Annotated in this window: 12 protein-coding genes; 7 read left to right on the forward strand and 5 right to left on the reverse strand. The window is 30.8% G+C overall.

What is annotated here, in order from left to right:
* Positions 1–33 precede the first annotated feature (33 nt).
* Positions 34–1,701: a hydroxylamine reductase gene (gene hcp, locus L988_RS07225; protein WP_156111939.1), complete on the reverse strand. Its 1,668-nt coding sequence runs from the start codon at positions 1,699–1,701 to the stop codon at positions 34–36.
* 162 nt (positions 1,702–1,863) lie between these two features.
* Between hcp and L988_RS07230 the strand changes: the two genes are divergently transcribed.
* The 3 genes from L988_RS07230 to L988_RS07240 all read left to right on the forward strand — a co-directional run bounded on the left by L988_RS07230 (position 1,864) and on the right by L988_RS07240 (position 3,668).
* Positions 1,864–2,373 (forward strand): hypothetical protein, encoded by a 510-nt coding sequence (locus L988_RS07230; RefSeq protein WP_047382956.1) that lies wholly within the window; start codon positions 1,864–1,866, stop codon positions 2,371–2,373.
* A gap of 3 nt (positions 2,374–2,376) precedes the next feature.
* Positions 2,377–3,129 (forward strand): IclR family transcriptional regulator, encoded by a 753-nt coding sequence (locus L988_RS07235; protein WP_047382958.1) that lies wholly within the window; start codon positions 2,377–2,379, stop codon positions 3,127–3,129.
* Between the two features lie 95 nt (positions 3,130–3,224).
* Entirely contained in the window at positions 3,225–3,668 is a 444-nt protein-coding gene (locus L988_RS07240) for a DNA starvation/stationary phase protection protein (RefSeq protein WP_047382959.1), read from the forward strand.
* A 50-nt stretch (positions 3,669–3,718) separates the two neighbouring features.
* Here L988_RS07240 and L988_RS07245 read toward each other — a convergent pair whose 3' ends face one another.
* From L988_RS07245 to L988_RS07255, 3 genes are all read right to left on the reverse strand, one after another.
* The gene (locus L988_RS07245) at positions 3,719–4,057 is read right to left on the reverse strand and encodes a PTS lactose/cellobiose transporter subunit IIA (RefSeq protein ID WP_047382960.1); all 339 of its coding nucleotides are present in this window, start codon (positions 4,055–4,057) and stop codon (positions 3,719–3,721) included.
* Positions 4,058–4,080: 23 nt separating this feature from the next.
* Complete coding sequence (locus tag L988_RS07250; protein ID WP_047382962.1) at positions 4,081–5,166, reverse strand: DUF871 domain-containing protein; 1,086 nt, start codon at positions 5,164–5,166, stop codon at positions 4,081–4,083.
* A gap of 162 nt (positions 5,167–5,328) precedes the next feature.
* Entirely contained in the window at positions 5,329–6,474 is a 1,146-nt protein-coding gene (locus tag L988_RS07255; RefSeq protein ID WP_047382964.1) for a replication initiation protein, read from the reverse strand.
* Positions 6,475–6,803: 329 nt separating this feature from the next.
* Between L988_RS07255 and L988_RS07260 the strand changes: the two genes are divergently transcribed.
* The 3 genes from L988_RS07260 (at position 6,804) to celB (ending at position 9,598) form a co-directional block, all read left to right on the forward strand.
* Positions 6,804–7,109 (forward strand): PTS sugar transporter subunit IIB, encoded by a 306-nt coding sequence (locus L988_RS07260; RefSeq protein ID WP_047382966.1) that lies wholly within the window; start codon positions 6,804–6,806, stop codon positions 7,107–7,109.
* Between the two features lie 44 nt (positions 7,110–7,153).
* Positions 7,154–8,161, forward strand: coding sequence for a hypothetical protein (locus L988_RS07265; RefSeq protein WP_047382967.1), 1,008 nt, complete (start codon positions 7,154–7,156; stop codon positions 8,159–8,161).
* Between the two features lie 102 nt (positions 8,162–8,263).
* Positions 8,264–9,598, forward strand: a complete 1,335-nt coding sequence (gene celB, locus L988_RS07270; RefSeq protein WP_047382968.1) for a PTS cellobiose transporter subunit IIC — start codon at positions 8,264–8,266, stop codon at positions 9,596–9,598.
* A gap of 88 nt (positions 9,599–9,686) precedes the next feature.
* Here celB and ligA read toward each other — a convergent pair whose 3' ends face one another.
* Positions 9,687–11,771, reverse strand: a complete 2,085-nt coding sequence (gene ligA, locus L988_RS07275) for an NAD-dependent DNA ligase LigA (RefSeq protein ID WP_052191745.1) — start codon at positions 11,769–11,771, stop codon at positions 9,687–9,689.
* A gap of 88 nt (positions 11,772–11,859) precedes the next feature.
* Between ligA and L988_RS07280 the strand changes: the two genes are divergently transcribed.
* On the forward strand, positions 11,860–12,936 hold the full coding sequence (locus tag L988_RS07280) for a glycerol dehydrogenase (protein WP_047382970.1): 1,077 nt from the start codon (positions 11,860–11,862) through the stop codon (positions 12,934–12,936).
* Positions 12,937–12,945: the final 9 nt, after the last annotated feature.

Consider the following 12,945-nt stretch of genomic DNA (forward strand, 5'->3'; position numbering starts at 1 on the left):
TACCTTTTTGCTTTTTTATATTTTTAAAACTAATTAGAATCTTTTTAAATCCTCCTCTACACTGCTTATAGTTCCAATGTTGAAGTTATCTATTAAAACTTGTAAAACATTTCCTGATAAAAATGCTGGAATTGTTGGTCCTAAGTTTATATTTTTAACTCCTAAATGTAATAATGCAAGTAAAACGATTACTGCTTTTTGCTCGTACCAAGCTATATTATAAGCTATTGGTAACTCGTTGATATCCTCTAATCCAAATACCTCTTTTAATTTCAGAGCTATAACTGCTAACGAGTATGAATCGTTACATTGTCCCGCATCTAAAACTCTTGGAATCCCTCCGATATCTCCTAAATCTAATTTATTATATTTATATTTTGCACATCCAGCTGTTAATATAACTGTATCTTTTGGTAGGTTTGCAGCAAACTCTGTGTAGTAATCTCTAGATTTCATTCTTCCATCACATCCAGCCATTACATAGAATCTTCTGATTGCTCCAGATTTTACTGCATCGATAACTTTATCAGCCAATTGAAGCACTTGGTTGTGAGCAAATCCTCCAACTATCTTGCCTGTTTCAATCTCTGTTGGAGAGGCACAAGTTTTTGCAAGCTCTATAACTTCACTAAAATCTTTCTTTCCATCTTTTTCAGCTACTCTTTTCCATCCTGGGAATCCAGTTGCATTTGTTGTGAATACTTTTCCTTCATAAGAAGCTCCAGCTTTTGGAGGAACAATACAGTTTGTTGTGAAGATAATTGGACCGTTGAATGTCTCAAACTCCTCTTTTTGTTTCCACCAAGCGTTTCCATAGTTTCCAGCTAAATGTTTATACTTTTTTAGCTCTGGATAGTAGTGAGCTGGTAACATCTCAGAATGAGTATATACATCCACTCCTGTTCCCTCTGTTTGCTCTAGCAATTGAACGATATCATTTAAATCATGTCCTGATATTAAAATTCCTGGATTGTTTCTAACTCCTATATTTACCTCTGTGATTTCTGGATTTCCAAACTTTCCTGTATTAGCTGAATCTAGTAAAGCCATTACATCTACTCCGAACTTTCCAGTTTCTAATGTAAGTCCAACTAAATCTCCTAACTCTAAGCTATTATCCAATGTTGATACTAAAGCTTTTTCTATAAACATCACAATCTCTGAGTTTTCATATCCTAAGTTTACAGAGTGCTCATAATAAGCTGCCATTCCTTTTAATCCATAAGTAATAACTTCTCTTAATGATCTTACATCTTCATTCTCTGTACTTAAAACTCCTATACTTAAAGCTTTTTTATTCATATCAGCTAAAGTTTCAACTCTAAATGTCATTGCATCATGATTAGCTAATCTTTTTATAGTTATTGAGTTCTCTTTTACAAAGTTTTCTAATCTATCTCTTAACTTTAATCCTTTTAAGATCTCTTCCGCTATCATATTATCATCAAAGTTTGCGTTTGTGATAGTTATGAATAGTGCATTTGTTATATAGTAATCTAACTCTGAATTGAATTTTTTATCCTCTAATCTTAATTCTAAAGCTATATTTTCTCTTAATATTGATATTCCTTTTGCTACATAAATTAGTAAATCTTGAAGGTTCGATGTCGTTGGTTGCTTTCCACAAACTCCAACTACTGAGCAGCCTTTATTCCCTGCTGTTTCTTGACATTGAAAACAAAACATTGGTATTTTTTCCATTATGTTAATCTCCTTTAATTTAATTTTTCTAAATAGATTATATCAGTATAGTTTATATTTTTCTGTAACATATGTTACAAAATAACTTTTTTTCTAGTAGATTAGAGATATTTGGGGTATAATTTGATTAATTCTTAAATTAATTTTTATTGGGAGGTTTTTATGAAAAAATATATATCTTTATTAACTTTTTTACTTCTTTTTATAGGATGTAGTAACAAGCAAGAATACAAAGTCTCTGATTTTTTTGTAGCTGGAGATTTTACATATAAAGGAGGCTTTGAAAACGCTGGTTTGAAAACTTCTAGTAAATATATTTATAAAAATGGGTATAGATTTATTGTAGAAGATACAATCGATACTGCAACTAGAGTTCAAAGAGTATACTTAATTACAAAGGATTCTATCGACCTAGTTTTTGTTGGAGAAAATATATCTGCAGATTTAAATGCTCTTGATTTTAATAAAAGAGAAACTATTTTAAAGGCTCCTTTTGAAATTGGAAATAAGTGGAACTCTAGAGGAAATCACTATGAAATTGTTGATTTTATTGATGCTGAATCTGGTCAAGAGGTAACTGTTGAAAAAACATATAGCAATGGAAATATTGAAAGAATCATATATCAAAAAGGTTTTGGTAAAATATCTAGAGTTTTAATTTTAGGGAGTTAAACTATGAAAAAACTTGTCCCCGCTATGGAAAAAATAGATAAAATTTTTAATTATCTATATCTAAAAGAGAGAGCTTCACAAGCTGAGATATCTAGAGATCTATCTATTCCTAAAGCTACTACAAATAGACTTCTTTATACTTTAGTGTCTATTGGGTATGTCAGTCAAAGTGGAAAAGAGTATACTCTTGGAAATAAGTTCGATTATTTTTCAAATAAAAATGAAAATTATAATCTTATTAAAAATGTTTCTTATCCATATTTAGAGGAGCTTTCTTTAAAATTTAAAGAAACATTTAAAGTTAGTGTGTTTGATAAAAATAAAATCAGGGTAATTGCATCTGTTGAGAGTAATGACTATTATAAAATCACGGTACCTGAAAATGCTATTTTTCCACTTCATGCTGGAGCTGCTAGTAAAATATTAATCTGCCAATTAACAGAAAAAAAACTAAACTCGCTTCTTCCAGAAGTTCTTCCGAAGTATACGGAAAATACTATTATAAATAGAGATGCTTTAAAAAAAGAACTTTTTAAAGTTAATATAAAAAAAATAGCTTTTGACAATATGGAACATTCAAATACAATCAGTGCTGTTGCTACACCTATATATGATCAAAATAATAAAATCATTGCTGCTGTTAGTTGTCCTTTTTTTAGTAGCAGTTCAAATGAACCACATATAAATGAAATTATTAAAGCTATGAAAGAAGTTTGTAACAAAATTAGTGAAGCTTTGCAAAAAATGTCCTATTAATTTAACTTTTTTAAAGGAAACATAATTTTTTCTCGAATAATAAAAGCGAAGTTAGTTAAGCTAACAAAAGTTTTTTCTTTAAAGGAGGATTTTTTATGGATAATATGGATTTAGTATTTCAAATGAACAAATTTGTTGGAGATTTACATGTTTTCAAAGCGAAAGTTCACAACTTCCACTGGAATTTGGTTGGAGAGCACTTTTTCGTTATCCATCCTATGCTTGATGGAATAATGTCAGAGATTGATGAACAAATAGATTCAGTTGCAGAAAGACTGCTTATGGCTGGACATAGACCACATGCGTCTCTTGCTATTTATTTAAAACATACAGTTCTTTCTGAGATTGAAAGTAAACCTTATTGTGCTAAAGAAGCTGTTAATCTTATGCTTGCAGATTTTAAAGTTCTTTTAGCTGAAATTAATATTATAATGAAATTAGCTGAAAAAGAGGATAATCAAGCCACTCTTTCTCTTATGACTGATATAGCTGCTCTTTACCAAAAACATATTTGGATGTTTGGAGCTTGGCTTGCATAATTAAGCTAACCACAAAAATAAAACCCCTTGAAATTTCAAGGGGCTTTTTATTATTTATTCTCTAATGCAAATAATCTTTTGTTTAATTTTATCATTTTCTTAATTAATTCTCTTTCAGAAAGAGCTGTCATTAAATGATCTTGTGCATGAACAAAAACGATTGATAAAGGAATCTTTTGTCCTCCCGCTTCTTTTTGAATCATATCTGTTTGAACATGATGAGCTTTTAATACTGCTGCATCACACTCTTTCATACACTCTTCAGCTTCTTCAAACTTACCCTCTTCAGCAAATGCTAGCGCTTGGTGAGCACACCCTTTAGCTTCCCCTGCATATGCAACTATTGAAAATATAATCTCTTCTAATTCATCTTCTGTAAAATCTACCATTTTAACTCCTCCTAAACCAATAATTATTTTTTTATTTTAATTTTGAATTTTTGCCAAGGTTTTACGCTATCTAATAATCCAATATAGTTCTCATCTAATTTCCCTACTACACTTGTCTTTCCTGAGTTTTTCATATCTTTTCTTGCAATATGTAACTCTCCTGCGTATTGACCATAAAGTGATGACTCTATTAAAACATCTCCTTTTTTAATATCTACTGCATTGAACAGTTCAAAGTGAGTTCCTTTATACTTTACTCTTGATTGAGTTGATCTTACAACATACTCTCCAATATCCCCTCTATGATAATGTAACTCTTTTTCTATAATATCCTTTTCAACTGATCCAACACCATCATAAACTTCACATTCAAACTCTAACATCTCTTTATTTATATCTGCAAGTCTTTTTAACTCCTCTTCTGTTGGGAAGCAATTAGAGATTATTACTACATCTATTCCCTCGTTGAATAACTCTCTTCCTTGAACCTCAATTGGTAAATCTCTATGCTCTTCTAAAGTACAAAGTCCATCATTTACTGGCCATGGTCCAAATGTTCCTGTTTGAGAAGTTACAAATGCTGCTGTTGTTAAAGAAAATCCTTTAAATCTCTTATTACAACTTCTAAAGTGCTCTCTTGAAAGTCCTGTATATCTATGAGGGTAGAAGTTGTGACATCCTACTAATTTTTCACTGTTTGGCATATAATCCATTATTGTATTAACGTAGTTTGTATCTTGGCTCATATTTATCTCTACTAATAAACCATGCTCATTGAACGTCATAACACTCTCTTCGTTTCCAGAGAATCCTAAGTCTAATCTAACTCCACAAGCCCCAATCTCTTTAAAGAAAGATAGATCATCATAACTAATATTTAACTTACTAAATATTGATGGAGCAACATCAACCATAACTTCCATTCCAAAGCTATTTGCATGTGCTATTGTTTCTTTAAACTCTTTTAGTATAACCTCTTTATCCCCATCTACTGATAATAAGCAAGTGAAAACTCTTTTATATCCATACTTTGCTGCTAACTCTATATAGTTTTTGTTCTCTTCTAAAGTAGCGTGAAATGGATATATTGAAATTCCTAATTGTTTCATATCGAATACCCTCCTGAAAACCTTTGTTTTACCTATTTTTTACTAGATTTCTCTAAGTAAGTCAAGAGTTTAAATTGTAGGAAAAATTGAATATATTTTTTCGTCTAACGGATGTAATAATATCAACTCTTTTTTAGATTTTTTTATATTTAACGCCTAAATTTATTTTTTTTCTCCAGTAGGATCTTCAGCTATTTTATATATCTCAATTGTACTTTCTCTACCTTTATCTAAATACAAAATATTAATTTTATGTCTTTCATCTTTATACTCTAAACTTTCTCCAACCTTCATGCCTCTTAAAACTTTTAAGAAGTTGTAGTTATAATAGAATTTACATTTTAAAAGTTCCTTATACAATCTTGATTCAAATATAAATCTATTTAAAAATATATCTGATGTTTTACTAATTAAAATATATTTTTCTGTATACTCTATGTTCGGTGTTTCTTTTAATGCTAAACAGATTGCATCATCTAAAGATCCTGAAATCCCTTTATCTAGATGATATAAGTTATTTCTAACAAAATCGACTCCCTCTTTTAATAGTGCTTCCTCTATTACCTTACTAATTTTCGAAATAGAATCCACTCTATCCCTTAGAGGTAATAAGAGTCTGTCTATCTCCTCTGCTAATATAGATGAAAGCTTATGATCAAATGAAAATTCTATCTCCATTATTTTACTTGTAAATCCATCACTATTTTTTATCTTTGTATATTCTATATTATATTTTGTAAGTTGGTTTATGTCATCTAAAGCAGGTTTTAGTATTGTCTTTTCAAAATCATAAAAACGTTCATAGTTTTCTTGTCCAACACCTAAAAGTTCTTTTAAGTTATCTCTACTTATTAAGAATCCACCTTGATTTCTATTTTTTATCATCGCTAAATATAGTTGGAAACTTTTCTTATCTTTAAATAGTAAGATTAGAAGTAAATCTATATCATCAAATATTCCACTCTCTTTTAGAGATTTTAAAGATCTTGAAACAAATAACCTATACTCCTCTCTATTCTTCAAATAAAAATCAAAAATTGGAAATGAAGAAAAAAATATCTCCTCTTCTTTTTCTATCAATTTTAAATAAATTCTTCTTTTGAAAAACTTATCCAAAAATTCTTGGATATTTCCTCTTTCACCAACTAAATTTCTTAACTCTTTTTCTGTAAAAATTATATATTTTTCATTTTTACCCTTATATCTCTCTCTTACAATCTCTAAAAAATCTCTTTCTTTCTTATTTAATTTTTTGTCGGTATCTATAAAAAGATCATTTTTAGAAAAATCAAAAGCCATTTTCTTCATATTTTCACCACCTTTTTTAATCAATTTTAAGTTTTTTTAAAAAAATTTAAAGTTTTTTTGTTTTTTTTTAACAGTTTTAGGTTAAAATTAGACGATTTTTTTTAGTTTTTTTTTCGTTCTTCATAAAGAATACAACATTTACAACTATTTTTCAAGTTTTTTTTTAAAAAAACATTTGTATTTCGACGAAAAAAGTCTTAAACTTGTTAAATTTGACTTTTTTTAAAACATATTCTATAATTATGGTGTCAGGTGAACGAATCACTCAAACAATTAAAAAACTAGTAAATCAAAAATTCAAAATATTTAGATTAAAAGGAGAAACAATTATGAAAAAAATATTATTACTTTGTTCTGCAGGAATGTCAACAAGTATGGTTGTAAAGAAAATGGAAGCTGCTGCTGCTGCTGAAAATATAGAAGTAAAAATCGATGCTGTAGGATTAGAGCAATTCCACGAGTTATTACCTCAATATGATGTATTCCTTTTAGGACCACAAGTTAGATTTAAGAAAGCTGAGTTAGGAGCTATCGCTGCTGCTGCTGGTAAACCATTAGATGTAATCGATACTATGGCTTACGGAACATTAAACGGAAAGAAAATTTTAGACTATGCTTTAAGCTTATCTAAATAGTAATAAAAAATAATACTTTATTTAAAACACGGGAGGGTAACAAAATGAAAAAATCACTTTATTTATTAGCTGCATTATCATTATTAGGTACAAATGTTTTTGCTAAAGAAGTTGTAGCAGAACCAGTTGTGTCTCCAGTTGTTAAAGAAACAGGAATTGTTGAAGAGGTTGTAAACGAAGAAACTGATATCATGACAGAGGTTGTAGTTCCTGCTAACAAATGGGTTGTTTCTGGTAATATTTATTTAGAGTCAGAGGATTTTGATAATGATTCTAGAGCAAATAGAGATATGACTGAATTTGGAGATGCTAACGATGCTGTATTCTGGGGAACTGGAGTTTCTGCAACTAAAGGAAAGTTAACTTTAGGGTTAAATGTTGAAAGAAGATACTTTAACGACTTCTCTTTAGATAAAGGATTCGATAGTTCAGCAACAAGAGTAGATTACAAAGTAAGATATCAACTATTTGAAAAGCAAGCTTTCAGTGCAAAATATAGAAATGAACCTTCTAAAAATAGATATGAAATCGGAACTGATTTTAATCACTTCAATGGATTATTAGCTGGATGGTTAGTAGTTGGAGAAGATAGAATTAAAGGAAATGACGGATGGTACTGGGAGGGTGATTTCGGACCTTCATTCAAATTAACTGATAAGTTATCATTCAATCCAACTGTTTATACTACGGGAGAATTCTATGATTCTTATGAAATGGTTGAAACTCAAATCAGACTTATGTTCCCATACCAAGTTAATGAAAAATTAACTGTTATGCCTAGAGTTAGAATTACTTTAGATAAAACTTGGGATACTAAAGATGCTGCAACAGATTCGTATGTTAGAGATTGGGAAAATTCAGTTGGGGATAGAATCAGATATGAGTTAATGGCTAACTATGTATTCAACGATCAATTATCTACATTTGTAGGAGTTGCTTATGAAGATGCTGATAGAGATATGAAAAATGCTAATGTTTTAGGTGGAAAAGATGGAAAAGAGGGGCTAGATATGATCTGGTCATATGTTGGATTCACTTATAACTTCAATTAATCAAAAACTATTATAAAATTATGGGGAGGGGAAGTTTTTTCCTCCACCCCTTTCTATAAAATTTGATATAATAAAAATACTAAAAAAACGGAGGAAAATATTATGAGTAACTTTATGAACATTATTGAAGAAAAACTAATGCCTGTTGCTGCCAAAGTTGGACAAAACAGATATTTAAATGCAATCAAAGACGGATTTGTTTATACAATGCCGTTCCTTATCATTGGTTCATTTATCCTTTTAATGGTTAACTTACCATTTACTGATCCTAACAACGTACTTTACATGGAATGGTACGCTAATTTAATGGGAGCTTTCAAAGGAGATTTAGTACAACCATTCTATGTAAGTATGGGTATCATGTCTTTATTCGTTTCTTACGGAATTGGAATGTCTTTATCTAATAGCTACGGTCTTAACGGTACAACTGGTGGATTCTTATCAATGTATGCCTTTTTACTGACATCTGCTAAGCTAGATTGGTTACCTGTTGGTCAGGCTGAAGGAGCTAGTGCTTTATTCCTTATCCCTGATGGTGGATGGATGCCAGTTATGGATGCTAGATATCTTGATGCAAAAGGGTTATTTACAGCTATATTAGGTGCTATTATTGCTATCGAAATCTTCAGACTGCTTGTACAAAAGAAGTTTGTTATTAAACTTCCTGATTCTGTACCACCTGCAATCGCTAAATCATTCGAGTTATTAATACCTATCGTATTCGTAACAATTCTTTTCCATGCGGTAAATATTTTCGCAATGAAGAGCTTAAACATCATGGTTCCTGAAATCATCTTAAAAGCGTTTGCTCCACTATTAAATATGTCTGATTCATTAATCTCTGTAATCTTCATTATCATAATCACTCACCTTTTATGGTTTGCTGGATTACACGGAACAAACATCGTTATAGCAATCATTAACTCTATAACTTTATCTAACCTTGCTGCTAACCAAGCTGCACTTCAAGCTGGAGAAGCTTTACCAAAAATATTCGCAGGTGGATTCCTTGATGCTTATGTTTACATAGGAGGAGCTGGAGCAACTTTAGGACTTGCCCTTGCTATGTCTGTGAGTAAAAATGCACACATTAAATCTATTGGAAAACTTTCAGTTATTCCTGCAGTATTTAACATCAACGAGCCTATTATGTTCGGAGCACCAATCGTAATGAACCCATTACTATTCATTCCATTTGTTGGAATTCCAGTATTAAATGCTTGTATAGCATGGTTTGCTACAAAGTTTGATTTAGTAGGAAAAGTTATCACTCTTGTTCCTTGGACAACTCCAGGACCAATCGGAGCTCTACTTGCTACAAACTTCAGTGTTGCTGCATTCATTCTAAGTTGTGCTTTAGTGGCTGTATCATTCTTCTTATACATGCCTTTCTTAAGAGTTTATGAGAAATCATTAAACGAAACTGAAGCTGCTTAATCGAAATAAATCTTTTTAAATAAAGTGCTAATATAAATAAAGAACCCCACGGTTGTATAACCGTGGGGTTTCCCCTTTATAAATATATCTATTTAGTAAATTCTAAAAACTCATCCTCTGTCAAAATCTTAACTGTTCCCAACTCTTCTGCTTTTTTCAATTTACTTCCCGCATCTTCACCAACAATCAAATAATCCAATTTCTTACTTACTGACGAAAGATTCGTTCCTCCTAAAGATTCAATTAAATCTTTGATCTCTTCTCTTTTGAATTTCTGAAGTTTTCCAGTAAATAAAAATGTTTTTCCAGTAAATTTACCTTCTGATACAACCTCACTCTTTTTATCATCAATTATTTTTCCAAAATTAACACCGTGCGCTTTTAATTTTCTAATAATATCTAAAGATGCCTCATCTCTAAAGAAACCATAAACAGATTCTGCAACCTTTTCACCAACACCATCCATAGCTAAAAGTTCATCTTTAGTCATAGTAGCCAATGAATCTATATTTTTACTTTTCTTAGCTAAAACATCTCCTAAGAATTTTCCAACAAAAGGAATTCCTAGAGCATAAAGTGTTTTTGAATATGGTCTAGATTTACTTTTTTCTATCGAAGCTAATAATTTTTCAACGCTCTTCTCTCCCATTTTATCTAAAGTCATCAGTTCATCTTTATATTTATCTAGCTCAAAAATATCTGTTATGTCTTTTATATATCCTAACTGAAGCATTCTTTCTACAATCTTGCTTCCGAATCCACTTATATTCATAGCATCACGAGAAACAAAGTATTCAATTCCTCCTTGAACAATAGCTGGGCAGGCTGGATTTATACATTTTAAATCTACCAATCCTTCCTCTTTTTCTAAAAGTGTCTGGCAGACAGGACAGTTAGTTGGTGCTACAACTTCCTTCTCTTCTCCTGTTCTTATCTCTTTCACAGAACTTACAACTTGAGGAATTATCTCTGCTGCTTTCTCAATAAAAACTCTATCTCCTATTCTTATATCTTTTCTTATTATCTCATCCATATTATGAAGACTTGCTCTTTTCACCTTACTTCCAGATAATTCAACCTCTTTCAATTCCGCTACTGGTGTTACTTTTCCTGTTCTTCCAACCTGCCACGTTATTCCCAATAACTCTGTTGTTACCTGCTTTGCTGGGAATTTGTATGCGATTGCCCACCTTGGGCTTTTCGTTGTATAACCAACCTCTTCCCATAACGTTATATCGTTTAATTTTATAACCAATCCATCTGTTTCAAAATCTAAATTTTCTTTTTCATTTTCCCAGAAGGCAATTCTTTTTTCCATAACTGACATATCACTAATTAAATCAGCAACACCTGTTGTTTTTATTCCAACTTTTTCTAAATACTCTAAACTCTCCTTATGAGTTTTAAATCCATACTGCTCAGCATCTACTACAAAATAAAAATATGCATCTAGTCCTCTTTCTTTAACTATCTCTGAATCAATCTGTCTCAAAGTTCCACTAGCCGCATTTCTTGGATTGGCAAAAATCTCCTCTCCTGCCTGTAATCTTTCTTCGTTTAAAGTTTTAAATCTACTTAAAGGTAATACAATTTCTCCCCTTACCTCTAAACTGACATCTTCTTTTAAAAAATTTGGAATACTTTGAATCGCCAGAATATTTTCTGTTACATCTTCACCCTCTATTCCATCTCCTCTTGTCACCGCTCTAACAAGCTCTCCGTTTTCATATGTCACACTTATACTAGCCCCATCAAGCTTTAGCTCTAATACATATTCTAACTCTTTATAATTCGTTTCTAAATTCTTCTGAACTCTCTCTGTAAAAGCTACAACATCCTCTATATTATAGGAATTATTTAAACTTAACATAGGTTTTTTATGAATTACTTTCTGGAATTTACTCTCTTTTAAATTACTCGCTCCTACAAAACTTGTTGGAGAATTTTCATTTTTGTACTCAGGATATTTTTTTTCTAATTCTTCGAGCTCTTTTAAAAGTTTATCAAACTCAATATCAGATATTAACGATTCATTTTTTGTATAATAATAGTAGTTATAACGTTCTATCTCTTTTCTTAGTTCATCTACTCTATCTTTGGGACTTTTCTCTTCAACTATATCAAATAATTTAAGCACTCTTCCACCATCCTTTTTCCATTCTTTTACCTTAATTATACCATTTTTCCATTTACAAATTAACAAAATAGTGGTAATAAATATATCAGTGAAATCTTTCAACTTAATTTTATGGAGGTTAATAATGGAAAATATTATTTTATCACCTTATAAGTATATTCAAGGTGTTGATGCTTTGAAAAGTATAGCAAAATATGCTAAAAAAAATGCTTTTGTTATTGCTGATGAATTTGTATTAAGTATTACCGAGGAAATAATTAATGAAAGTTTTAAAAAAGAAAATTTAGAGGTTAATTTTGAATTGTTCAATAGAGAATGCTCAAAAGTTGAAGTAAATAGATTAAAAGAGATTTTAAAAATTAAGAAATCTGAAATTGTTATTGGAGTTGGTGGTGGAAAAACTTTAGATACAGCTAAAGCTGTTGCCCACTATTCTAACTTGCCTGTTATGATTGTGCCTACTATCGCTTCTACAGATGCTCCTTGTAGTGCTCTTTCTGTTTTATACACTGAAGATGGTCAATTTGATGAATATCTTCTTTTACCTAATAATCCTGATATTGTTTTAATGGATACTAAAATTATATCTAAAGCACCTGCTAGACTTTTAGCAAGTGGAATGGGTGATGCTCTATCAACTTATTTTGAAGCTAGAGCATGTGAACGATCAAATGCTCTTAATATGGGTGGGGGATTAACTACAAAAGCTGCCATGGCTCTTGCTAAACTTTGCTTTGATATTCTTATAGCTGATGGTGAAAAAGCTATGTTTGCTGCTCAAAGGGGAGTTTGTACTAAAGCAGTAGAAAATATTATTGAAGCTAATACATATTTAAGTGGAATTGGATTTGAAAGTGGTGGACTCGCTGCTGCTCATGCTATTCATAACGGATTAACAATTTTAGAAGAGTGTCATGACTTATATCACGGTGAGAAAGTAGCTTTTGGAACGTTAGTACAACTCTTCTTAGAAAATGCTCCTATGGAAGAGATAGATGAAGTTTTATTCTTCTGTAAAAATATTGGTTTACCTACATCCTTAGAAGAACTAGGTGTTAGTTCACTTGAAACTGATCGACTTTTAGAAGTTGCAAAATTAGCTTGTGCTCCTGGTGAAACAATTCATAATATGCCTTTTGAAGTTACTCCAGAAAAAGTTTTAGCTGCTATTTTAGCTGCTGATAATTATGGTGGCATTTAATTTTTTATA

Source organism: Cetobacterium sp. ZWU0022 (assembly GCF_000800875.1).
Classification (GTDB): domain Bacteria; phylum Fusobacteriota; class Fusobacteriia; order Fusobacteriales; family Fusobacteriaceae; genus Cetobacterium_A.